Consider the following 24,732-nt stretch of genomic DNA (forward strand, 5'->3'; position numbering starts at 1 on the left):
TCAAAAAATGGCAATTAAATGTTTTTAACCTTAATAACATCACTATTAAGAGCTTTTTAATTCACAGAGTTTGATCTTCTGCGCAAAATGCCTGCTTTTCCACACCAAAACGTTCGTTTCCTATTTATCTGGAAAAACGAACTCATTAATAAACATAGGTAATCAATATGAAAGTAAATGCATTTTTCACACTGGGCACATCGGCATTAATTATGGCTTCAGGCGCAGTAAATGCAGAAACAACAGCCGTAGAACAAGCAACAGCAGATGCGATTTGGACGGGTGTAATTGGGGGCTCAGTTCCAAGTTCAAACTTAATTATTACAGGTGAAGCCGGTGGTGACATAAAGCCGGGTACTTTATATGTAAACAGTGATGGTACTTTTACTTCTTCTGATGTTGTTCTAGAAGCTCGTGACTACACTCCAGCAGTCACCCTACCGACACCTGCTGACGAAGTTATCGGTGATCGCCAACCAGCCGCCACTTGGACATACATGAACTCACAAGTAATGATTGGCGGTCAGGTTACAAAAGACGCAACTCTCGTTCTGTCTGATGCAATGTCGGGTACTGACTTAACAAAAGGCACATTAAACGAAGTTACTGGTGGTTACGTTCAGCTAACAGTTTCAAACGGCACGGAAATCACCGATGTGCCAGTAGAAGGTGAAGCACAAGTCATCGTACAGATGGCAGCAAGTTACGACGGTTCACTTTAATTAAGTTAGGGGGAAACGTGAAAGCTTCAACACTCATTAAAGTCGCCTTCTTATTGCTAACGATGTTTAGCTTCGGAACTAAGGCAGAAACCTACACCTTTCGCCTAGTGAGTGAGATCGATAAAAGTGACTTCTTTTCTTACCAGATCACGAAAGTCACGTTTTCTCCTGCCAACATAACGCTGAAACCAAACGCAGAAACCAATACGTTTCATGATGCGTTTACGCTTTTGACCGTCGATACCGATATTCCAAGTTCCGACGTATCAATGAAGTTCCAGTTGTTTATGAAAAGTAACACTGCACAGTGCTTTGATATCGACGAGACGGCGTTAGTGACGCCGTCTGATTTTGCACAAATTTTTATTGCTGAACAGCCACTGACCGAGCTCACGCCTGCTTTACTCGACTTTAACAAGACATCTGATGGACTAAAAAGTGGTGAGTATGACGTCAAGCTCACATTTGGTGAGATTCCAAATGGCGCAAATATCTGCCGAGGAGAATTTTCTGTTCTAGCGGAGTTGTCTCTGTGAAAAAAACAAGGTTATTTACCACTGCTGCGTTAAGCACCATTACACTCCCTCTGATTGCATCTGCATCTTCTGTTCCTGAAGGCTTCCAAGATTTTTTCCAACAACAGAAACGAGACGTAGAGATTAAAGGCATTGATGGTACGTTTTTTAGCGTTCCAATGCTTGTAACTTATGACTCTGTAAGACTGGAAGATCCTAAAGATGCTCGTGGCTTCATTACACATCTCGTCTTATCAGGTTTGAGCGAAGATGCCGCTCGCGAAATCGTAAGTACCTTACAGCATGGTCAATCCAACAGTGTTGATTGCGTTGGGGATTTAAACCTCTGCTCTCTTGCACCACAAACCTTTGACACCTTTTACGATTATCACTCGAACAAGTTATACCTTTATGTAAATAAAGAGATGCTAGAGGACAATAAACCCAAAGCTCTCGAGAAAAACTACGCCGCTACCTATAACGAAAATGCGGGGATAATCAATGATGCAAGCCTTTATACGTCTTCCGATTTATCAGATAACACGACCATATCACTTAGTGACCAACTGATATGGGGTCTACCCTATGGTTCGATCCATATAGATTCTTACGTCAGTAATCAGGAGGACGCATCCGAGTTGAACTACGGCTACTATAACCTCGAGTACAAAGCCGTAAGAATGACCTCGGGCTATCACCAAGATCGACTTGCATTAAATAGCACCTCATTTCTTTTGAATGGTACACAATATCACGATCTAAACGCGAGCTTGTCTTCTAGCAAAAATCTTAGCCGTACCAATAAAAAAGATGACCAATTTTTGTTTTACTACGCACCGTCTCCCGGTGTCCTGAAAGTCTACAAAGATGATCAAATCATCGTTCAGCGCTCCGTTGGTGAAGGTCAAGGCAGCTTGCGTTATTCAGAGTTACCACATGGTGTTTATGATGTCGTTATAGAGATCTCAACCGGTAACCAAGTCGTCTCATCTGAATCAGCTCGAATCTACAACGCAAATACTGACACATTGAATACCGGAGAGTTTGACTACTTGCTGTCTGCTGGCCAATTTCAAGGTAACGAAACGACACAACTTAACCCCGACAGCACAACAGAATTAGCTCAATCATTTGACGATACCGCCTATGTTCAAGGGCTTGTCGCTTATAAGTGGTCAGACGCTCATACCGTTGCCATTGGTTCAACCATCACCGATAACTACGTGATGAATCAAATTGGATTCAAAGGCTACCTCCCTTTCGATAGCCGATATGAAGTGTCTTTCTCGAGTATAGACAGTGAAGCATTCTATGTATCTGGATACTGGAACATCGATAGCATTGGCATTACTTATGAAAAACTGACAAATGACGAACGAAATATATTCGCTGAATATTTGTATGGCTCAACAAGCAAAGAACAATTGAGCATTTCGAGCAGCTTTGCATTAGGGGCCGATATCCGGGGCTATGGTTCGGTGAACTACTTGAACCAAACTGATTTTTACGATAATGAGCTCACAAACTGGTTTATCTCATCAGGCCTGAGCATGCCTTTTGTACTGAATTCCAGCTTGGATTTAAACCTTAGTTTCAGCAATGAAGAATTGGTTTCAAATTGGGATCAAGGTGAAGCGACCATCGCATTAAATTGGTCAGTTCCACTGTCGTCAATTTTAAGTGGTAATACGGGTGTAACTTTTGATGAAGACGGTTTTAGCCAATACACAAACAGTTTGGAAAGCCGTGATCTTGTTGAGCGCGATGATACCGACCTGCGGGTGACACTAAGCAATAGCTACTCAGAGAACTCGCCTGATACAACGCTAAATAGTCTGACAACCTATGGCTCACAACACAACCGTCATTATCAAGCTGATGGCTTTGCCTACATTGCAGATAACGGCAAACGCTCTTTTAACGCCACACTAAGCAGCACACAAGTAGTTGGCAAAAATAGCCTGAACTTCACTACCCAACATAGTGATGCGTTTGTGGCTGTCGATACCAAAGACAATATACGCTTTGATAAAGACGAAGAACAAACAAAAGGTCTATTGGTTATACGTTCTGACGATAAATTCAACCGCAAGGAGTACATCAACAACGAGTCAGCACTCATTCCCTTGGGAGAATATCAAGCCAGTACCGTTGAGCTCGATGTAGAAAGTGTCGCATTACACAACAGCGGTCAGCAGTCTGTTACCGCTTACACCCATCCGGGAACCGTTGTGGAACTGAACTCTAACGTGAGTCGCGTCATCAGCTTTGTCAGTAAATTTAGAGACATCTTCGGAAACAATATCGAAGAAGTGAAATGTTCAGGGCCAGCCTGCTTAGAGATATCCAACATCACTTCTGGTATTCACAAAATAGATGTACAAGAAGGCCTGAGCTTCACTCTGACTAGTGACGGCCAACAGTGCTATTTACCTTCTGTGGATGATGCAAAGCAATTGAACTTTGGCACCAACTATTGTCAACCTGACCTATCTCCTATGGAGTCCATCGTTCTTGTAAAAAATCATCGAGAAATCAATGTTATGTACATTGGTGAATTTGATGACCTAGCAATGATCAAACCGCAACTCCAAGCCATGACAGATCAAGGCATGGAGATCCTAACCACGCAGCTGGGACGTAAGTCTTTCGTTTACCTAACTGGTGAAACTGGGCTTCAGCTGACTCAACAGCAACAACAAGATATTGAAAACGTTGCGCGATATGCCCGCTCCGAAACACCACGAGAGCAAGATTTTGTACTTAACAGACCAGAAGGAAATTGATGATGAGAACATTTCCCATTTTGATGACATCACTATTAGCTAACTCTGCATTCGCGATGAACATCGACACTATGCTGCTTATCGGTGATGAATACGGAAATGGCGTATTCACCATCTCAAATGAAGAAGAAACAACGGAGTTTATTCAATCGAATATTACTCAAATCGAAGTGAAAGAAGGCAACCTGATCCGTACTCCCTATACAGAGGACAATTTCGAAGATTGGCGAGTCACCCTAACTCACCCCAAAATGATCCTGGAAGCAGGCCGCCAAAAACAGGTTGGTGTCCGCTCCCTTTGTGGTAGCAAATGTGATTTCACTCAAGATCAATACTTCTTGGTGAGTTTTGAACCTTCTCCATACGATCCTGAAGGCAAATCAAAGTCCGCTGTTGTCATCAACTTTGGTTATCGCCCCCTTTTCGTCATTCCAGCCAAAAAGCAAAACATCGATTACACCATCTCTCTTGAGAATGGAAAACTCTTAATCAACAACAAAGGGAACAGTTTCATCCGCGCGTATGTCGATGAATGCAGCGACAAGGTAACGGAAGATTGTGAACTTACAGCAATGTCTCTTGCAGGTCGTGAACGTACTTACGAACTCCCAAAAAACATAAAACCAGCGGACTTAGACGTAACCATCGTGAATCACGACGAAAGCTACCGTGAAAAGCTGACATTGAGGGAGAATGAAGAATGAAGCGCGCTCTATGTTACTCTCTTATTTGCGCGTCACCATTGGCTTATTCGTCAACACTGAATATTCACATTGAAGGCCAACAGTTACGATTTGAAAATGCACTCTCTTTGGGTGCATCTTCCTATACATTGAGTGATTGGACAGTCGCCGGTGGTCTTACTCCAACAAAACGATTTCTTCCTGGGGCTTATTTATCAAACAAACCTGACAAAATCACATTGTCCTCTGCTTCTGGTCAAAACGTTGAAGCGCCTATTTCAGTCAATGGGCTTCAATACAACGTTTCATCCAACTCTTATACTCGTACCGATAACGCATTGGTAAGCCCTACTTGCACCATATCACAGGTGTCCGGAAATACCGTTCATTTAGAAGATGGTACAACGCAAACTTGCAACGCAGATTTCTCATTAGACTATACAGAATCAGTCACACCTTTTTACTTCTATCGACCCACTTTTAATTTGGATACAGCCGCTTTGCTCGCAGCTTTTAATGGTAAGCCGAAAGGCGTTTATGCAGGTACAATCCAAGCAGATATCAAATATTATTATGAGTCATTAGGGGGGGGCGCTAACCTATCGCGTGATTCCTGAGGTGTTTACTGTGAATGTCAATTATGTGCCAAATACGTTAGAGAGTATCGAAGTCTCTGGCGACGGCATCATGGAGCCCGTCTATGACACGGACAATCACACGGTCTCGGCTGATACGACCTTTAACATTACCGCTTTAGGCCAGTTTAGTACCGGACTTTATATCACTCTGCTTAGTCATGATTTTGAACTTAAATCGAGCGTTGGGGAAACCACAATTCCATTTTCTGTTACTTGCCTGCAATCCAATTGTGAAGATCAGGAGTGGATTAAAGATGGTGTTAGCCAGTTAGAGAGCGATGAAACCTCATATACGATTGACACACCAAGTAACATCATCAACTTTGACCTGAATGTCAGCTACCAAGATATCCCATCGACTGAGGTAGAAACCGGAGCCTACACAGGCAGCTTCACCGTTATGTTTGAGGAATTGTACTAATGAAACCATCTTTAATATGGATCGGCTTAGCATTGACCTACCCTAATCTCTCTATGGCTCAAGAATCTAATTGGTACGTAGGTGCTGGCGTAAATCATACGGGGAAAATGGATTCAGATCTCTCTGACTCATCAATGGGTGGTCAAATCAATGTTGGTTACGAGTTCCACCCAAACTGGGCCATTGAAGCATCTACCGGTTACTACGGCAATTTGGATATGGTGATTCCTGGAGATTACCGAAATACAATTGAGGAAGAGACCCGCTACGGCTCAGATATATCGCTTCTTGGAGCCCTTTCATTATCACAGTATTACAATCTGTACGGTGGCTTAGGGGCACAAGTAGAGGGTGGAGACATCTCTCCAATAGGTCAGCTAGGCATTCAATATGAATACAGCCCTTCATGGTCAATCAAGTTTGGCTATAAGTTTCTGTGGGCATCTAAATCCGAATACAATTTGCAAATGTTAGGTTTAGGGCTTCAATACCACTTCGCACGTCCTGAAACTGATGTTGAACAAGAGCCAAGCTATGATGATATTAGTGTTATCGCCTCGACCAAAGTACCTACGTCAACCCCAGAGAAAACGGCGACTAAAACACGCTGCACAACCAACACATACATAGTGAAGAAAGGTGACTGGTTAATTAAGATTGCCTATCAGCACAACTTATCGTTTAGTGAGTTAAAAGCGATAAACAACGACTTTAGAGAGATTAAGGATCTAAACCTTATCTACCCGAATCAAGAAGTATTGGTTCCAAGTGCGGGTTCTATTTGTCCTTAGACAACTAGTAAAACGACTCCAAAAGATTAAAAAGGTTAGCGTCTAAGCTAACCTTTTTTACTAATCATATGATGAAAACTTTGCATTAAAGAATAGGTAGTTTCTCCAAAACACCTCAAACTCAGCTGATTCGCTGGGTAGTACGCCAAAACCTTTTAATTTAGCGTATTTAAAACAAGTTAGTGTCTTTGTGGCTCAATGAACCTGTAAGTAAGTACGATAAAATAGGTTGGCTTTTCACCAACCTTTTCGCTCAGTTATACGAAGCGAATCTCGCATCAGTCACATAGGCTAGGACATCGATTGAGTTACTATCCCTCGCAATTCGGCTACTTACCTGAACCCAATAAGGTTTACTAGGATCTATGCCAGCCCAGTTCATTGGAAACTCAAGTGCTGGCTCAGCTGGTTTCTGGCTGCTTTCCGAAGAGTATACAAGAAACTGTCCATTATTATTTTCAAACCAAATATGCCTTTCGTGGGTCTTCACATCCATATTTTCTATCCCCATTGAGTTGCCGTATCCCGCAAACACTTCAGTCCTGCTATTCCAATAGTTTGTGACAATCTCAAAAGCCCTTGTGGTGTGGGGAGAGCCCGGCTGATAAGACACATCACCCCAACTTGATTGAGGGGTAATTGATTCCTGTTGAACTAGAAACGACAGCTTTCCCGATATAGCATCTTTTTCACCATGGTTTTCAATCTTAACGTAGCCAATAAAGTTTGTGCCCGTAAACGAACGGTCATTGAACACAGAAATTGATCTTACTGACCCGCTGTCTCCGTAGTAAAGAGACGGAATTCCAATACCATCAATCGGTTTCAAACTTCCTGGCTCCGCCGCGACACGATTCCACTTGCTAGCATCATGTACTGGTAACTCTGAAGCATCCATTGCATCTTCAGCTCTATAAACGATTGAATCAACAGCTAGTGCACTACTTGCAACACTGAGAACCTCATCATTAAAGGATAAATCTGTGTATGTTGTATTAACAGTACCATCAGCTTGAACTGTTAATATTTGCTGATCTTCGTAGTTGCTGAAAACACCTTTACTATTTTCCGATAGCACTGTTATATCCTGATATGGTGCAACAGCACCATCAGGGTCCAGAATTTCAATATATACGTCGCTGATATTGCTAAATTCTCGGGTCGTATAGTTAATGAAGCTTTTAAAATCAGCGACTTTCTCGCTATCTAACAAAACGCAAGTAACAAATGCAGCAGAGGTAGCTTTAGTCAATTCGGCAGAAAGGCCATCAATGGCCATAATTCCAACTCCCGATGTCTCGGATGTCATATCTGCACTCCAGTACGGCGTATTTGCTGGCCAATTTTTTGACTCAAAAAGATTGCCATGTTCTGCCATCAACGCGCTCCATTCCCTTTGGATAGCAACCTACCATTTCGAGTAGCACAATATGACTGCGCTTGTTCGAGTGACATTGTCACTACCTTTGAACCTTGAGGTCCAGTAACGCCATCTTGCATAACTGCTTCAGAGTATGATGTATTAGTGTAATCCGCGAGAACCTGACTAACTGGTGCGGTAAACGTAATATCAGCACCGATGGTAGGGTCTGCAATAGTGATATCTTCCCAGTCTTGGACAAGATCGAAGTCAGGTTCGACCTCAATGTAAACTTGCCCTACATCATACCCACCTCGCCCGTCGGTAATTGTATAAGCGATCTCGTGTGGCCCAGGCTGAGAAGACTTAAAAGTAAAAGTATGTTCCGTTTGGGAAGTAATATTTGCTTCGGCATTATAGGCGCGAACTGAATCCAACAGCACCACGTCTTCGGCGTCAGATACATAGTCAGTAAGATCAATTGTGGCTAACATATCCTTTGCTAGCTTACCTTCTAGAACCTTGTTTTCAGCCACAGGCGGCGTGTTCACAGTATCTGATACTGCGATATCTATCGTACCTAGCTTAGTGGTAGAGCCATCACTCATTGAGTACAGAACCCTGTCGACACCGATTTCGCTTGGTGTAAAAGTAATCTTATTGGTACTTGGCTCTGCCGTAGCTGAGCCAGTACCCAAAACACTAATATCACCTGAAACGACGTAAGACGATGTATCTAGATCTCCAGAAAGCGCTGTATTTAAGTCTATCGTTATTTCAGTAAGTCGATCCGTAGTTTCCGAGAGGTTAGGAAGAGTATTATCGCTGGCTGTTTCAGACACTGATACCCTAGCTATAGCACTTGCCTTCCCTACAAACGCCTCTGTATCACGTGGACCAACGGTGTATTTAAACTGGCACTCACCAACCTGTTCTGCACTCAACGAAAAAGCCATTCCGTCTATGGTATCAATTTTACAGTTAGAGGCGTCAGACATTGGAGTCACAGAAGTTAGTTCGAGCTCAACCTCAGATGATGTTGCCGCTTGAACATTGATAATACCTTCCGTTCCTAAAAGCGCTTTGTCTTGTAATGATTCGGCATTAATTAACACTTCAGTTGGAGTTTCAGGCGGTGTGGAAACCGGATCAGAACCGCTATTGCATCCGAACAGAAAAAGAGATGATATGAATAGAGTTAGATATTTATACATGCTTGTACCCATCTTTACAGGTATGACGAGAAGTTTGCATTAACAATGTATGCTTCCACTTCTTCATAGTTTGTTGCGCCCCCAGCTCCTACCCAATATGGCTGAGTTGGGTCAATGGCTCCCCAATCGAATGTGCCGACAAATTCTGGTTCGCTCGGTCTTTCAGGTGTTGGCGACGAATAGTGATACAGCATGTCACCTTTCTTCTGAAACCACAGATAACGATCTACATATCTAACTTCAGCAGGCGTATTACCTACAAAATTATCGAAACCCGAATAGAAGTTGAATTCTTGCTTTGCATATTGAGTAACAATGTTGAAAGTATCCTCGGTTTGAGGAGCTCCTGGTTGATCTCGCTCGGGGTCATTAGCTGGGTTGTACCAAGTTGAATCGGGCATGTTTCCTTGCTGTTCTATAAAGAAGGAAATCGCGCCATAACTTAATGTTCCTTTATTCCGAATATGCAATGCCATCACAAAATCCGAACCAATAAAGTGATCTTTGTATACCGAACTGCTCCCCATTCCTTTCTCAGCGCTATAGTTGTACAAAACCGGAATACCATTAGCGCCGATCGGAGGAGGCGTATGACCAAACCTCGTATCAACATGATTCCATTTTGATCCATCTTGTGTTTCAAGTGATGAGGCGTCTTCATCCGGAACGAAAGGATAAAGCTCATTTGTCGAACTCACTAAGGATGAAATAACAGATGAGTTAAACGCGGTATCGAAATATGAGACAGACTGCTTGCCCGTCGAATCCGCAACGAGCTCTTGATGCGTTTCGCCTGAACTAAAGACACCATTTTCTTCTAAAGCCTCTAGTTCAATATCTTGGAAGGCACCGGTGCCTCCATCGGGGTGATTAACGAGCAATTGATATGAGTATTCGTTGCCCGAAGCAGAGATCAAGCTAGGAGAGACAGAAAAATCTTTCACACTCGGATTACTCATATCGACACACGTCGTGTATCCAACATCAGTGCCTGGCTGTTGTCCAGTAGTCCCATCAAAAAGGCTCGCCGTTGCGGCATTGAGTTCACTTACCTTTTCCGCCGTCCAATAGTTCACCTCCGTTGGCCAGTTATGAGTGGTAAAAGCACTGATTTCATTGGTAATAAGAGAGTCTAGCTCGCGCTGTAGAGGTAAGCGGCCACCTCGAGTTTTGCAGTAAGCGCGTGCTTGTTTGAGCGTTTGCATAACCACTTCTGACCCTTTAGGCCCCTTTTCACCAGATTCGATATGAGTTGAGGTATAAGAAGCATTCACATAATCTGCGTAGACTTTACTCATTGGCGCAAGCAATCGAATATCGGAACCGATAACAGGATCGTGAGTAACAATATCCTCCCAATCTTGAATCAAAGAAAAGTCCGGTTCGACTTCAATTCGAGCAACTGACGTCGTATAACCACCTCTATGATCACTCACTGTATAAGCGACATCATGTGGTCCTGGCGTCGTCGATGAAAAAGTGAACTTGGTATTCATCGTATCTGTGGCATCAAATAAAGTGGTCGTAGAGTTAAAATCCTCAATGGCAATGAGTTGAACATCATCACCATCAACGTCACCCACATAGCCGCCAACATCTATCACCACCGATTCCCCAAGCGCTAGCAGTTTGTCATGAGCAAAACTATCTGCTCTAGGTGCCGTATTTGCACTTAACTGAGATACCGATACTGAAATTGTCCCCACCTTTAATGCTTCGGCACTTTGGTAGCTGTAATGAATTTCTGTTTGGCCTTTACCAGAAGGACTAAACCGGATCTGCTTAGAGTTGATATATTCCGCAGTACCACTTCCAATTACGACCATATCCTCTTGAAGCTCAAAAGAAGAATCAGGTACCGAAGAACCTAACTCAACTTCAAGATCGATAGTAATGTCTGTACCTTCTGTCGTAGACGCAGTTATGCGTGGCAATGTGGAAGATGAGTAAGTAGAAGCGACAGCAACTCGAGCGTATGAGTAAGACGTCGAGTCGCCGTTTGCCGGAGCTACCTGATATCGAAAAATACAGTCTTGCGTATCATCAGAGACGACATCAAAAACGTCATCTGTAATACCAGTAATTTGGCACTGCTCACCAGAAAGCGAAGCAACAGAAACGATGCGGAAGCTGCTATTGTCACTGGTAGATACATGTGGCCCCAACGCTATTTCACTCGTAGAACCAGACAAAGCATTCTCTGAAATGTCTTCCGAATAAATCGCAGTTTGAGGCTCAGGGGGAGGCAGTACAGAGCCTTCATCTTTATCACTACTGCCTTTACACCCGGCAAGTAAACAAAGAACAAAGGCACCAAATATGAGCTTTGGAGGACGGTACCCTCTAAGCTGAAAACGGAGTAATTGCGTCATTTTTAATCTAGATAGTTAGAACAAAGTTACGCAATTTTCTTATTTAAGTGGTGACTCCACCACTAAACACCCATGATTAGTCATTAAAAACTAACCCATTGTTTTTAATCACATTAATGGCTATTTTAATCACATTTAATTGTGACATTAATTCCAAAAAACTTCTAAAAGGCCTTAATATCTTCAATAGCCCGCAGTAACAAACAAAAATCCATGCAGTCCTGAGTGTTCTTAATATCATAGTGTAAAGACTTCACTGCTAACTCAATGGTGATTTTTAGCTTACTAGTTCTTGGCTTGAGGTGGATGGTGATACTGTCGCGTTTTAATCCTATTGTGAAGTGATCGTATCCAAGCTCTTTTGCAAACTCTACGATTGTATTTCGCCAAAGTGCCGTCTTCGAAATGCCTTTCATCATTTAGGTTGTACCTATGGACTTACTAAAAAACAGCAACAAGTTTGGTCTTTCCAAAACGGTTATACCAATAAATGATTGTGAAAACCGACTGTTGACTGCCATTAAGGAGAGGTAGAGCTTTCTTTCGCGTACACTGTTGCTCAAACTCATCAATACGTCTCCGACAGAAGAAACATCAATTAGAGTTATTTAGGTAAAATTACCTCTATGTGGTTGTTTTTATAAAAAGTAACACGCCCCATCAGTTAGGTGATAACTCACATTTCCACAATAAACAAATTGATTAATAAACATTCAAGTCCATTTATTTAACTTGCGATTTCTTCTTACGCATACTTGCCTCGAATTTCAAAACACGAGCAAGAGTAACAGAATGAACATCGTTAATATCGACCACGTTTACAGCATCGCGCGTAACCACTCAAACTCTGATAAAGCGCTCTTTCTACTGCAAGAAATGGCTGAATATTCGAGAGAGACTTTTATGCATGTCATGAACGTCTCTATCTATGCTTACTACTTTGGCGAGTACCTAGGTTTTTCAAAGCAAGAGCTAGAACTGATTTTTGATGCTGCTCTTGTCCATGATCTAGGAAAGCTAAAAACACCGCTGCATGTCCTTCATAAACCAGACCAATTGTTACCAATTGAACGCCAAGTGATGAATGAACATGTCAAAGAGTCATACAATATGACGAAAGACTACCCTGAGTTAGAGCCGGCTTCTATGCTAGGAGGCTTACATCACGAGCGTTGGGATGGAAATGGTTATCCATTTCGTTTGAAGGGCGATGAGATCCCTTGGGGAGCTCAGGTATTAGCCATTGTTGATGCTTGGGATGCAATGGTATCTAACCGCTCATACCGCCGAGGAATGAATAGAGACCACGCACTAAAGATACTGGTCGACGAGAGAGACAGCGGTCAGTTTAATCCTGCACTTGTCGACAAGTTTGTAGCCTATATAGAAACAACCTATTAATTCTCCCTCGGCTGTTAATTATCGGCATAAAAAACGCCCAAAGCTCGATTGGGCGTTTCCTTTCTCTGAAAAGGCATAAGTGTCTCTAAAAACAATTCACTGCATCAGTGACAACGTCATGAGAACTCACCTACCTTTCTCTCATACATTAGCAATCATTCTTTATAGCATTCTAAATATGCTCTAATTGATTGAGGCCGAATCAATGTTTAGAAATAGCCCTTCTCCATAGCGACATAATTTTACTTATAAACTTTAGAAGGCTTGTCCTAACGCAATTAACCATGATTTTTTCATGGAAATATCCCCTTCTAGAGACAACACTTAATAGAAAGGAGGTGATTATGAAACAGTTCAAAAACATCTTATTCGTTAGCCAGGGACTGGCGGGCAAGAGCGACTCTCTAGAGCAAGCGATGAGACTCGCCAAAGAAAATGATGCTCGCTTGTCAGGTTTAATCGTATGCCCAGCAATGCCCTTAACAATGAGCGAGTATCAACAAAGCTATGAGAACTCGTTGGTTGATAACCTGTTTTCAGATATCAAAACAACACAATTAAAAGACCTATCATCTTCCACAGTTGAGCCCTTCCCTATCAATGTCATTAGCGGCGATAAGCCCGGGCTCTCAATCATTCACGAAATCTCGCTACACCACTACGATCTCGTGATTAAAGACGCTGAGCCAATACATGAGGAAAGCAAAGGTTTTAAAGCACTCGACATGACATTGCTGCGAAAGTGCCCTTGCCCAGTCTGGTTAAATCGAAAGCCGAAGGAATCAACCACAACAAAACGCATTGGTGTCGCCATTGACCCAATCATCGACAACGAAGAAGAGAAAGAACTCACGACTCGCTTGCTTCAGGTCGCCAGCTATATCGCCAACTCCTTCGAAAGACAATTACATATTGTCTCTTGCTGGGACTACCAGATGGAAAGCTATCTGAGGCACCATATATGGATTCAAATCGAAGATGATGTCCTCGACCAACAAATCAACACCCATCGAACTGCCCACCTTGAGGCTCTAAATACGGTTATCGAAGCATCTGGAATAGAAGGTGATTCCGTGATCCACCATTTGCACGGTTCTGCGGACGAAGAAATACCAAGATGGGTGAAGGATGAGGAGGTAGATGTATTAGTGATGGGCACTATTGCTCGTGGTGGCATACAAGGGTTAGTGATAGGAAACACCGCAGAAAACGTACTCCAATCCATTGACTGTTCTCTTGTTGCACTCAAACCAAAAGGCTTTATCTCTCCCGTTGAATAACAACGAAAAAAGCCCGTTTCTCATCACTCGAAACGGGCTTGCATACAAACACTGATGCAGAAATGTACTATCCACGATATAGAATGGTGAAAGTTAACAGCGACATGCAGCGCTGTTAACAAGCCAGATGATACCGCCTCCATTTAGTGAAAAAGAGGCAGTGTAACGATGAGTTTTAAAATCTTTGCCTAGCAAAGACGTAAAAAAAAAGAGCCCTCACATCCATGGGGCTCAATCAAAAATTTCGCATTATTGTCATTATAAGGTGAGGTTCAACTATAGGAGGTGTTAGTTAACGCTCAGGGAGATACTAACTCACGAAATACATTCAGAATAAGCATCTTAACAGACCACTTTTTTCTAATTGCCCATTGAGCAACAGAGGGTGATTAACCGACTTTAACTTATGCCTTGAGCATATGAAAAAGCCATCGCACTATTAACTAGAACGATGGCTTTGATGCTTGCCTAGGCCAACTCCATTTGGCTTTAGTGAATGAGATTAGCTAGCTGGACGCCAAACACCCCATTGGTCTTTTTGGTAAGTCGTTTGTGGATCATCACCACCTTGGATCCACCACTGAGCTTTCCATTTTCCGTCAGCGTAAGACACCACTTCACCACCTAGATACGTTTTTGCGGCATCCCATTCATCACCACTTGGATCCGGTGTTGGATCTGGGTCTGGTGTTGGGTCTGGATCAACCGTACCTTCATCTGCAATCACTTCAAATGTGTATGTCTCTTTACGTTCACTGTTTACTGCGTTAGCAACAAACGAAAGTGTTTCATTCTGAGTAATGGCTGTCGTATCTACCACGATAGACGCGGTACCATTGTTTTGAATACTCACCGCCGTGCCTTGAGTTTGAGTCAGATTCGCCGCTTCGCTAATTGCAATCACAACTTTGTCACCTGCGTTTACGACCTTATCACTCTTAACCAGCTCGTAAAGTTCACCAGTTAGAGGCTCAACCGTACCGTCGTCACCATCAATAACTGAAATAACACCCGATGCACGGCTATCTTTTGAGTTGAAGAAGTTACGTGAAGGATCGTTTTGGAAGTACATGTAATGAGACATTTCTTCATGCCAATCACCAATGAATACGGCACCATCTTTGAATTCTTCATGCCAACCATTGATCTCTGATGCCAGTAGACGCTGCCAGTCATTGATGTTGGATGAATTCACTTCAATATCAAAGCTGCGTGCAATATCACCGTACTTATTGATGATGTCGTATTTAACCGTGTCACCAAGGTCTGGGCCAACAAAGCCGGCAGGGATGTACAGATCACCCTTCACAAGATCAGGCTGTGGTGTTGGCTCAGGTGGAGGGGTTTCACCGCCCACAATAGTGATATCAGAACAGTTGTAGAAGCCTTCACCCGCCGCATCATCGCGTTGCCAGCGAACATATAGAATTGCGTCGCCTGAGCGGTCAGAAGGAATGGTAACGTTCATGCGATACTTACCATCTTCAACTGGCACATTACCTTCTGTCTGAATAAGCTCTAGATCACCCCAAGCAAGCGACTTGCTCAGATCTGCGCCTGGTTTGGTTAGGTAAAATTCCCAGAATGATGGGTTGTGTGGTGCAGTGGCATTGAACACGAACTCAAAAGTACCCGTGTTAAGCTCTGTACGAGTCCAAGCTGTATGTGGCGCACCCATACCCTTCTTCTGCGGGTCGTTTGCGTAACATAGTGTGCCGTCAGGAATTGCAGCTTTTACCGCTTCCATGTTGTTGTAGTCGGTAATGTTCTTCGCGTACTCGTTGCGCTGAACAAACGGATAGGTACCCGAGATCTCCTTTGCCTGAGCACAAGCCGCATTTGGTGGATTGCCCGACCAAATTCCGCCTTGTTCATAACATGTATTTTGGCGAGCACTCGGAAACTCTGTCCAACCGTGAGCATTTGCTGCTGTTGGTAGGCCAGATAACATCGCCATGCCCACTGCTGCTTTAAGAATGTTTTTATTTGCTTTCACTTTTTCACTCTCTTCCGTTTATTGTACAAATAAGATCCAACGGATTTTTATATCCGCCATCACTTATTGCGTGTTTATAGTTTTAATCAGAAAACAGTAAAAAATAATATACTTAACTTTTATCAATAAAAGATCCATGGTTATTGATAGGAATAAACATCACAATTTTAAATATTTCGGATTCTTATTGCAAAATCCTTACCACCAGATAACACACATTAAAAACAACCACTTACAAGCAAATCACGTTCAAAAAATGACATATATGTAGAGTAAATACACCAAAATAGCATTCTTATTATCCTAGCTAAAATTGACCATTAATTGTGATTTATATTCCAATCCATTTTTAAATCTTTATGATTAAAAAACCTAATTAACGCCAAGCTAATATAATTAAGTAAAATATTTAAAACAAAAACTTTCACCACCCCTATGTTTCATCAATCGAGGAAAAAATGCATCAGATCTGAAATTAATCTGTCTTTCACTTGTGGCGAGTTTTATTAATGTACAAAAAAGGAGCAGAAGCTCCTTTCATTATTGCTGGATATGTACATCTCTTTGCGGGAATGGAATCGTGATGTCTTCTGAATCAAAGGCATCTTTCACTCGTTCATAAAGGCCAAAGTAAGCCGGCCAATAATTTTCAGAATCTACCCATGCCCACACTAACATGCCAACGTGGCTGTCACCGTGCTGGCTAACATGGACATCTGTCGCTTTTAAAAGATAGGCCTCATGAGCAATGCTGCTTGTAATGATGATTTTGTGTGTCTGAGAGATTGAGTTGCAGCGAACTCATTGCCAAATTCTTCTCTGAGGGCTTCCAAGCATGGTCGACTGGAATGATTCTCTCAATTATTTCTTCTAGCTTAACCTACATTTATTTAGTGCCTTAAGTTATAAGCTTGTGATTTGTAATTTTCCAAAAAGTCATTAATACTCACGACCTGCCAACCATTACTGTTTGCATATTCAATATCGTTCATTGATATTGCGACACCAAATTTGTGCTTTGGCCACGCAAGTTCAAGCCGTGCGCCTCCCCCTCTGAAACTGTCTTCAACAAAATAGTTAATATCGGGGAGTTTCAGATACGCTTGTCGACAAGCATGCAATACGCCATGTACACCTGGATCTGAGTAATCAAACAACTCTTGCCACTCACCGAGGTCATCAAGTAAACCTTGTTGTTTACGCAGATCATTTATTGTCTGACGCTCTCTGTGGCTGAGACCCATATGCTCATGCATGGGTTGTTTGCTGTGACAATCGATACACAGTGCACGAAGGTTTGACGGCCTGTTATCTGATTTAACACCATTAACATGATGAACATGCAGAAGTGATCGGTTAGAACGCATATTCACTTTACATTGTTCACACTCAAAGTTTTTTTCTACTCTATAGTGGGAGGATATTTTCGACCAATCATCACTGTAGCCACTCTCAGCAGTCTCAGCTCGTCGAGACGGCATGTGAGGGAAGAAAGAGCTATAGGTAGCAAAGAACTCTGGCATATCAAATTCATCGAATATCTTCGAACGATGACCGCCACTGCTATAGCCCTTATAATTCAATTGCCCTAAGCATAATTTGCAGATGTTTAATCTTGCATAGCCCTCTTCCTTACTTTGACCATAATACCCGCTACCAGATATAGGAAACTCACCGGATGTATCATTGATAACTACATATCTTTCGAATCGCCCTTCCGCACGCATAGATTTCAACTTAGAACAATCAGTCACATGATATTTATTGCCAGTTGATGGGTTTTTAATAACTGATTGAACAGCACTACCATGGTCTTTTATATAAAGGAGAACTTGTCTTCCTTTGTAGCTAAGTAAACCAGAATCAATATCGACATCTTTGAGCTCTACGTCTTTGCCTTGAGCAAGCTCTATATCAATTTTGCTTTTTTCTGTTATTTGATGGACCCAGGAAAATACGCCTTTTTTTTCTGGCTCCATAATTTCAATCGCACGCATAAGGGAATGAAGATTAAGCGTTAGTTTCATTCCGCCCCCAAGATCTTCAATATCTGCTCTTCAGCGTTAGTGATTACACGAAAAGACACTCGACGAGAGCGTTTTTCGTCTTCTACACCATCTTTAATAACTGCTTTAGATGAAGAATAACCTACTGCCGCAACGTTATTTTTTACCCAGCCATAATGTTGTGCACGAACATCATCAAGTTTCATTACATAGCCAAGTACTGCACGCGTCCGTGACTGTGATAAACGCATGTTATTGAAGTAAGCCTCGTAATCGCTAGAATCGTGATTCCAACGGCTAGAGGTATGCCCTTCAATTTTAATCTCTTGAATAATCGGCTTGTACTGCTCTAATACTTCAAGGTAACGAGGAAAGAAATCATTCAAAATTACCTGAAATTGCTGAGTTAAATTCGCCTTACCATTTCCGAACAGTACTTCAGGTGAAGTAAAGTTGACACTCAACGTATCTCGCTCAATTTCAGCCCCCCACGTATCAAGATCTTTAGCAAACTCTTCTAGCAACGCAATATAGATGGCCTGCTGGGTTTTCTGATAAGTTTCTGCGACTTCTTTTATTTTGTCACGCTCAACCATAGCATCACGCATAAGTGCAACAGAAATGAACAAGAACACCATCATCAAACCCGCCATTAGATCTGATACTGACATCCAATGTTCACCACCATCACCGGTAGATTTGTTTTTTCCGAATAGCTTTTCCATGATTACACTGCAATTTTACTGTTTACAACATTCGACATTTCACGCGTACGTTGGTAATCGCGGGTAAATTGCTGCGTAATCGTTGCAAGCGCTTCACCCATTTCATTCATAGTTCGGTTGATTTCTTGCTGCATTTGTAGATCAAGCACTTCCACTTGTTTCTCAACTGCACTACCAGTTCTACCTACTGACTGCGTGATCTGGTCTTCTAAGCTATCGAATGTTCTGCGTACTGCCTCTGCCTGCACTTTGAACACTTCTTCTAGAGTGGTTTCTAAGCGATCGTGAAGTTTTTTGATCGCTGATGTCGTTTCTGACTGAATTTCTTTCGTGCTATTTAGTAACTCTTGGTTGGCTTCTTTTAGAACATTGCCTGTTTCTCGTGCATCGTCTTTAATATCGGCAACCAGTACGCGAAGCTGTCCATTCAGCTCAGTAATTGAGTCTTCAAGGTGTTGCCTAATCTGCTCTGTCGTATCAGTTAGATGACTGGTCACATTGCTTAGGCCGCCTGTTGCTGTGCCCACTTGATCTTGGAACGTCGTTGATGCTTCCAATAATTGCCCACCCAACGTTTGAGAGCTTTCAATTAGTTGGCTCGATACATTCTCGGCTCCCGCTTCCAAGTTTGTACGCATATGTTCAACACTCTGAGTCGCAGTCGAACTGAAGTTATCAATAATGTTTTGTGACTCTTGTAGCATTGATTCGTAATGTGTCGAAGCCGCTTTAACTGATTCACCAATTACCGACATGGTATTATCCATTTGCTCGCGAATTTGCGGCATTGCTTCTACTGCTTTATCACGAAGATCTTTAAATGCTTCTAAGCGATGCTCGAGCTCCGTCACTTGACCATGACCTAACTCCATAACTTGTTGAAGTTTTTCCATAGTCGCTGGGATGGCTTCTGTACGTTCATTGATGCTAGCTACTGACTTCTCTGTCGAAGATATAGCATCTACACCTAGCTGATACTTCATGGCCATATCTGCTAGTTGGTCTTTATAGTTTTCTTGCCAATCAACGAGTTTCTTCACTGACTCGTCTAATCGCTTAAAGTTCTCACCAAACTGCTCTGTCAGTTTGTCATTAAACTCAACAATGACTTCTTTCAGTGCATTAATAACTTGCTCTGTTGCAGACTTAGATAAAAGTTCACCGAACTCATCCATTTTTTGCCAGAGTTTAAGCTGGAATTGCTCACTACCCTCAGCTGCTTTTTCCATATGGTGAGCTAATGATTTGTTTCCATCGTTGATATCTACACGTAGGTTTTTAATTTGAGAAGTCAATGATGAATCTTCATCACCTTTGATCGCAGATAGCAGCTCATTGGAAGCATTCAGTTGAGCCGACATAACAGAGTAAATATCTTCAGGTCCAATACCCTTTACTGTATCTTCACCTTTTTGCGGAATGGCTCCAAGAATAGCCTTATAAATGATCGATGCAGCCATACCAACTAGACTGGTTAAAAATGCAGTCTTCAAGCCTGCAAGCAGAGATTCAATACTTCCATCGATGTCTGTTGGATTGAATTCCATCAAACCGACAACAATACCTGCAAAAGTACCTAGGATACCCAAAGAGGTAAGGATGTTAGTTGTACTTGCCGTAAATCTAGGTGCTGTTCCTAGAAAAGCCAAAATACTAGAAGCTACAAGTAGAAAAAGGATGGTATAGATGAATGCATCCGAAATAGATGCAGCACTATAAGAAGCGATGATAGAAGCAAGAAAATCAGTCATTTTTAGTAAATCAGTTGTATAAGGAGGTGGATTTTTCCGGATTTTACTCACAAAATAAACAGTATTCCATACTTTTTTTTATTTTTATAACTCGCTTTGCCTGGATGCAAAATGAACAGCTTTAAGTTCAACTAACTCTTTGATCATGACAACCACCTCTGCAATTTCTTGTTCACAGTTCATCGCTAAAGCTTTGTTCACATCATAACTCTTAGCTTTACTTGCCCTAATTTCACAGTTTACTGCGATATAATTGTTAATTGACTTTACCGATGGCGTCGCTCATTAAAAATAGGCTTTGGCCAAATATCGATAAGAACTTCTAAATAATTTCTTTGATTAATTCTGCAAGTTATTAGCGTATCTGTGCCAAGAAAAACACTTAGGAACCGGGTAGCAATTCTCTGATAATTGCTGTAACTAGATGCTTGCACATGATGGGAATCACTATTGATTACATTTGTTGGGGGCTCAACACTTTAAAGACGTTTGTAAGCTTATGAAATGCCAGCAAAGGAAGAAGGATAGCTAAAGCTAGCCACCTTAATATTCCAGATACAACAAAGCCCGCTAAAATAGCGGGCTTTGCGTTTGTTCACGAAGAACTAAATTTGGTGGGTCCGACCAGATTCGAACTGGTGACCCCTACCATGTCAAGGTAGTACTCTAACCAACTGAGCTACGGACCCAAATTTTATGTTCGGCATACTTTGGTTTTAGTATGGCTTTAAGGAGTGGTGGGTCCGGGCGAACTCGAATCGCCGACCCCTACCATGTCAAGGTAGTACTCTAACCAACTGAGCTACGGACCCATTCCTTAAGAACGAGATGGATATTAGCTATATCCCATGAGGGGTGCAAGCACAAATTCACTAACTTTGATTCGTTTGGCGAAAATGTAAACTCAACATCCAATTTTGGACGATTTTATCGCCAAAGCCTTGTATCACCCGCTGTAAAAGTGTGATCTACTTAACTTTTGTGTTTTGGGTTAATTGTCGTAAGGCACTTCACTGAGCATCCAAATTTGCAAAACTTGCGATACGTTTGGGCAATCGCCAAACAAAATTTGGTATTTAGGCTCGAACGGTTCACCAATAAACGTTGTGCGAATCAGTTTGCCTGTTTTGAGATCCACTTGGGTACTCACACGCCCTTTAAAGTTTTGGAAAATCGCAAACTGCTCACTGTGGTAAACCATCTGCTCACGATAAAACAAGAAATGGTCCTGAGGTGTATCAGTTAATTGGCATTCAATTGGTTTAAGTGACTGCTGAGCATGACTACTGAACGTGAGTAGCAGCGCTGAAAGAATCCATCCATATCGCATAACGCTTCCCTATTCTTCTTTCTTTATCAAAGTATAGGAGCTACTAGGACGGATGCTGATAAGTGCTGTTCTTTGTTCAGCGGAAAACACAAAAAAGGCTTCAACTAATCCAGTTGAAGCCTTTCTCTATTTCATTATCTGGGAACGAAATGTTTATTCGTCTTCTGTATCAAACACCACATTGTAGTTTTCTGTGTAAGTACAGTTTGGCTGGCGGCTACATGTGAAGAAGCGTCGGCCTTTAAACTCACCTTGGCTTGCAGTTTTGATGATCATCGGGCTACTGCACTTTTTACAAAAGCGGACTTCTTTATCCGGTTCAATCAGATCAATGTGTGCCGCCAATAAACGACGTAAGCGCCCTACTTGGTAGCTGTGTTTTACCGATGCACCAATCAAAGGCAGATTCGCCGATTTACATACGTGCATGAGCAACTTTTGACGCTCGACTTTGCCTTTGTGTAACTGCTGACCGTTATCAAGCTCAATAATCACGCGAGGTTCAAGCGTTCTAGGGTCGCAGATAACGTAATCGAAGTAGCTGCGTGAAATTCGGTTACTGGCAATAAAGAACTGTTTTTTGTTCTTAATCTCTTTTGGCGCGATCAACGTTGCCATGTTTACTTTGGCAAACACCACGGCATGATCACCAACCGCTGCTCTCAAAGCATTAAAAAACGCCCCTTCCTGCCCTTTTAATAAAGGACCTTTCGAACGGTATGGGAAGTCTCGCGTGTCATCGTTTTTGATAACGTACTTTTGAATGATAAAGAAGAAAACAACAAGAAGAACAACAATGATAAAGATGTTGGTCATAGATAAAGTGCGCCCAAAACAACTAGTTGCTCAAAGCCTAAATGGAAATCCTAACCATAGCAACAAAACCGATAAATTTTGCGGGGTGATAATAACAGTAGCCAACGTTTTGAACACGATTTTTACGTCAAGTTGAGAGAACAAAAACGGACTCCATTAAGAGCCCGTTTTTTACTCGGTAAGATACAGAAAAAGTATTAGCAATTCGCGTCAGGTTGGTTCTCTGGCATAGCATCAATAAACGCGGGCAATTGATTACATGCTTCTACAATCGAGCTAATTACCGGATAAGGAGTCATATCCACCCCAAAACGTAATGCGTTGTACACTTGAGGCACTAAGCAAATATCAACAACAGAGGGAGAGTCAGTCACACTGTAGATACAGTTTCCATGTTGTTGTCGATGCTGGTTTAGCTTCTCTTCTAATGCAGTAAAGCCTTGATTTACCCAATGATGAATCCACTCGACTTTCGCCTCTTGGTCACACGACAGCTTCCCTTCTAGGTACTGCAATACGCGCAAATTATTGAGTGGGTGGATCTCCATCGCAATATCCTGAGCCATAGCCAAAGCTTGGTAACGAAGCGGCGATGGCTCTGGAATCACTCGAGCTTGCGGATACTGCTCATCGAGATACTGAATGATGGCAAGAGATTGGTTGAGTTGAATATCACCATCCACCAGCACTGGCACAAGCTCAGAGGCGTTTAACTCATGATATTCCGCGCTGTGCTGCTCGCCGCCATTACGTACCAAATGAACCGATTTGGACTCGTACTTCAGCTCTTTTAAGTTCAAACAAATGCGAACTCGATAAGCCGCAGAAGACCGCCAATAGCCATAGAGGGTGATGTTATCGCTCATACTTCCCTTGCCCCTCCCTCTCAGTGTTTTAGGTATTGGCTGACTTGCTGATCAATCGCACCAAAGATCGAGTTACCATCTGCGTCAAACATCTCTAGCTTGATAGAGTCACCAAACGACATAAAGCTCGTCGACGGTTTGCCATCACGAATAGTTTCAATCATGCGCACTTCTGCAATACATGAGTAGCCTACGCCACCCTCTTCGATAGAGGTTCCGTGCTCCGTGCCTTGTTTGTTCGATACTGTACCCGAGCCAATGATTGCACCTGCAGAAAGTGGACGTGTTTTGCTGGCATGGACAATCAAGTCAGCGAAATCAAACGTCATATCTACACCTGCATTCGGGCAACCAAATGGGGCATTGTTGTAGGTTGAAACAAGCGGCAGATGCACTTTGTTCTCATACCATGCTTCACCCAGCTCATCTGGCGTTACTGCAACAGGAGAAAACGCTGAAGACGGTTTTGATTGGAAGAAACCAAAGCCTTTCGCCAGCTCCGCCGGAATCAAACCACGCAACGATACATCGTTAACTAGCATGATAAGACGAATTGAATCTTGTGCTTCTGCAATGCTTGCTCCCATCGGCACGTCACCGGTGATCACGGCAACTTCACCTTCGAAGTCAATGCCCCACTCGTCGCTGGCAAATTCGATGTTGTCGCAAGGACCAATAAATGCGTCAGAACCACCTTGATACATCAAAGGATCGGTCCAGAAGCTTTCTGGCATTTCCGCACCACGCGCTTTACGCACTAGTTCGACGTGATTGACGTAAGCACTGCCATCCGCCCATTGATAGGCGCGAGGCAATGGTGATGCTAGATAGTGGGATTCAAACTCCTCACTTCCTGAAACCGAACCATTGTTTAGCGCGTTATAAAGCTCTTCCAGTTGTGGAGCGACTTTGTCCCAGTTATCCAATGCCACTTGCATGGTTGGAGCGAGATGCATCGCGTGGAAAATTTCGGTTGCCGGAACACATTGTGTCAGGTCTTTGCTCACGACCATCAACAGACCATCGCGAGAGCCATTTTTCTTGGTTGCTAATTTCATC

The 24,732-nt window shown here is 42.5% G+C and carries 22 protein-coding genes and 2 tRNA genes; 9 read left to right on the top strand and 15 right to left on the bottom strand.

The features are described from left to right. Positions 1-167 precede the first annotated feature (167 nt). From KHO06_RS10135 to KHO06_RS10160, 7 genes are read left to right on the top strand one after another with little or no spacing between them, the layout of a single operon-like run. Positions 168-722: a hypothetical protein gene (locus KHO06_RS10135; protein WP_212581493.1), complete on the top strand. Its 555-nt coding sequence runs from the start codon at positions 168-170 to the stop codon at positions 720-722. Between the two features lie 17 nt (positions 723-739). Next, positions 740-1,258 (top strand): hypothetical protein, encoded by a 519-nt coding sequence (locus tag KHO06_RS10140; protein WP_244858345.1) that lies wholly within the window; start codon positions 740-742, stop codon positions 1,256-1,258. Further along, positions 1,255-4,023 (top strand): TcfC E-set like domain-containing protein, encoded by a 2,769-nt coding sequence (locus tag KHO06_RS10145; RefSeq protein ID WP_212581494.1) that lies wholly within the window; start codon positions 1,255-1,257, stop codon positions 4,021-4,023. The genes KHO06_RS10140 and KHO06_RS10145 overlap by 4 nt, the downstream gene beginning before the upstream one ends. Further along, positions 4,023-4,727 (top strand): hypothetical protein, encoded by a 705-nt coding sequence (locus KHO06_RS10150; protein WP_320339634.1) that lies wholly within the window; start codon positions 4,023-4,025, stop codon positions 4,725-4,727. The genes KHO06_RS10145 and KHO06_RS10150 overlap by 1 nt, the downstream gene beginning before the upstream one ends. After that, positions 4,724-5,323, top strand: coding sequence for a hypothetical protein (locus KHO06_RS26510; RefSeq protein WP_244858346.1), 600 nt, complete (start codon positions 4,724-4,726; stop codon positions 5,321-5,323). The genes KHO06_RS10150 and KHO06_RS26510 overlap by 4 nt, the downstream gene beginning before the upstream one ends. Before the next feature lie 10 nt (positions 5,324-5,333). Continuing rightward, positions 5,334-5,765 carry a hypothetical protein gene (locus KHO06_RS26515; RefSeq protein WP_244858347.1) on the top strand — a complete coding sequence of 144 codons (432 nt, stop codon included), beginning with the start codon at positions 5,334-5,336 and terminating at the stop codon, positions 5,763-5,765. Then, positions 5,765-6,556: an outer membrane beta-barrel protein gene (locus KHO06_RS10160; protein WP_038889818.1), complete on the top strand. Its 792-nt coding sequence runs from the start codon at positions 5,765-5,767 to the stop codon at positions 6,554-6,556. Before KHO06_RS26515 ends, KHO06_RS10160 begins: the two co-directional genes overlap by 1 nt. 253 nt (positions 6,557-6,809) lie before the next feature. Here KHO06_RS10160 and KHO06_RS10165 read toward each other — a convergent pair whose 3' ends face one another. The 4 genes from KHO06_RS10165 to KHO06_RS10180 all read right to left on the bottom strand — a co-directional run bounded on the left by KHO06_RS10165 (position 6,810) and on the right by KHO06_RS10180 (position 11,921). After that, the gene (locus tag KHO06_RS10165) at positions 6,810-7,934 is read right to left on the bottom strand and encodes a hypothetical protein (RefSeq protein ID WP_212581495.1); all 1,125 of its coding nucleotides are present in this window, start codon (positions 7,932-7,934) and stop codon (positions 6,810-6,812) included. Continuing rightward, positions 7,934-9,031: a hypothetical protein gene (locus KHO06_RS10170; protein ID WP_212581496.1), complete on the bottom strand. Its 1,098-nt coding sequence runs from the start codon at positions 9,029-9,031 to the stop codon at positions 7,934-7,936. The genes KHO06_RS10165 and KHO06_RS10170 overlap by 1 nt, the downstream gene beginning before the upstream one ends. Positions 9,032-9,144: 113 nt before the next feature. Beyond that, on the bottom strand, positions 9,145-11,502 hold the full coding sequence (locus KHO06_RS10175; protein WP_212581497.1) for a hypothetical protein: 2,358 nt from the start codon (positions 11,500-11,502) through the stop codon (positions 9,145-9,147). A gap of 164 nt (positions 11,503-11,666) precedes the next feature. Beyond that, on the bottom strand, positions 11,667-11,921 hold the full coding sequence (locus KHO06_RS10180) for a hypothetical protein (protein ID WP_038889820.1): 255 nt from the start codon (positions 11,919-11,921) through the stop codon (positions 11,667-11,669). A 373-nt stretch (positions 11,922-12,294) separates the two neighbouring features. On the opposite strand from KHO06_RS10180, the gene KHO06_RS10185 reads away from it, so the two are divergent. Both KHO06_RS10185 and KHO06_RS10190 read left to right on the top strand, forming a co-directional pair. Then, positions 12,295-12,903: an HD domain-containing phosphohydrolase gene (locus KHO06_RS10185; protein ID WP_038889822.1), complete on the top strand. Its 609-nt coding sequence runs from the start codon at positions 12,295-12,297 to the stop codon at positions 12,901-12,903. A 344-nt stretch (positions 12,904-13,247) separates the two neighbouring features. Continuing rightward, on the top strand, positions 13,248-14,183 hold the full coding sequence (locus KHO06_RS10190) for a universal stress protein (RefSeq protein WP_162092552.1): 936 nt from the start codon (positions 13,248-13,250) through the stop codon (positions 14,181-14,183). A 502-nt stretch (positions 14,184-14,685) separates the two neighbouring features. Here KHO06_RS10190 and KHO06_RS10195 read toward each other — a convergent pair. The 11 genes from KHO06_RS10195 to KHO06_RS10245 form a co-directional block, all read right to left on the bottom strand. Further along, positions 14,686-16,179, bottom strand: coding sequence for a lytic polysaccharide monooxygenase (locus KHO06_RS10195; RefSeq protein ID WP_212581498.1), 1,494 nt, complete (start codon positions 16,177-16,179; stop codon positions 14,686-14,688). A gap of 540 nt (positions 16,180-16,719) precedes the next feature. Next, positions 16,720-16,965 (bottom strand): mechanosensitive ion channel family protein, encoded by a 246-nt coding sequence (locus KHO06_RS10200; protein ID WP_348638092.1) that lies wholly within the window; start codon positions 16,963-16,965, stop codon positions 16,720-16,722. A 104-nt stretch (positions 16,966-17,069) separates the two neighbouring features. Then, the gene (locus tag KHO06_RS10205) at positions 17,070-18,206 is read right to left on the bottom strand and encodes an HNH endonuclease signature motif containing protein (protein ID WP_212581499.1); all 1,137 of its coding nucleotides are present in this window, start codon (positions 18,204-18,206) and stop codon (positions 17,070-17,072) included. Beyond that, positions 18,203-18,910 (bottom strand): OmpA family protein, encoded by a 708-nt coding sequence (locus KHO06_RS10210; RefSeq protein ID WP_212581500.1) that lies wholly within the window; start codon positions 18,908-18,910, stop codon positions 18,203-18,205. Before KHO06_RS10210 ends, KHO06_RS10205 begins: the two co-directional genes overlap by 4 nt. A 2-nt stretch (positions 18,911-18,912) precedes the next feature. Beyond that, entirely contained in the window at positions 18,913-20,661 is a 1,749-nt protein-coding gene (locus KHO06_RS10215) for a hypothetical protein (protein WP_212581501.1), read from the bottom strand. 612 nt (positions 20,662-21,273) lie between these two features. Beyond that, a tRNA-Val gene (locus KHO06_RS10220) sits at positions 21,274-21,350 on the bottom strand. 46 nt (positions 21,351-21,396) lie between these two features. Continuing rightward, positions 21,397-21,473 (bottom strand) — tRNA-Val (locus tag KHO06_RS10225). Between the two features lie 179 nt (positions 21,474-21,652). Next, positions 21,653-21,991 (bottom strand): hypothetical protein, encoded by a 339-nt coding sequence (locus tag KHO06_RS10230; protein ID WP_212581502.1) that lies wholly within the window; start codon positions 21,989-21,991, stop codon positions 21,653-21,655. Between the two features lie 153 nt (positions 21,992-22,144). Beyond that, the gene (locus tag KHO06_RS10235) at positions 22,145-22,807 is read right to left on the bottom strand and encodes a DUF2726 domain-containing protein (RefSeq protein WP_005427916.1); all 663 of its coding nucleotides are present in this window, start codon (positions 22,805-22,807) and stop codon (positions 22,145-22,147) included. Positions 22,808-23,004: 197 nt separating this feature from the next. Next, positions 23,005-23,673: a maleylacetoacetate isomerase gene (gene maiA / locus KHO06_RS10240; RefSeq protein WP_212581503.1), complete on the bottom strand. Its 669-nt coding sequence runs from the start codon at positions 23,671-23,673 to the stop codon at positions 23,005-23,007. Between the two features lie 20 nt (positions 23,674-23,693). Then, positions 23,694-24,731 carry a fumarylacetoacetate hydrolase family protein gene (locus tag KHO06_RS10245; protein WP_212581504.1) on the bottom strand — a complete coding sequence of 346 codons (1,038 nt, stop codon included), beginning with the start codon at positions 24,729-24,731 and terminating at the stop codon, positions 23,694-23,696. Between the last annotated feature and the right edge of the window lies 1 nt (position 24,732).

The sequence above is a fragment of the Vibrio sp. B1FIG11 genome, from assembly GCF_905175335.1.
In the GTDB taxonomy this organism is placed as follows: domain Bacteria; phylum Pseudomonadota; class Gammaproteobacteria; order Enterobacterales; family Vibrionaceae; genus Vibrio; species Vibrio campbellii.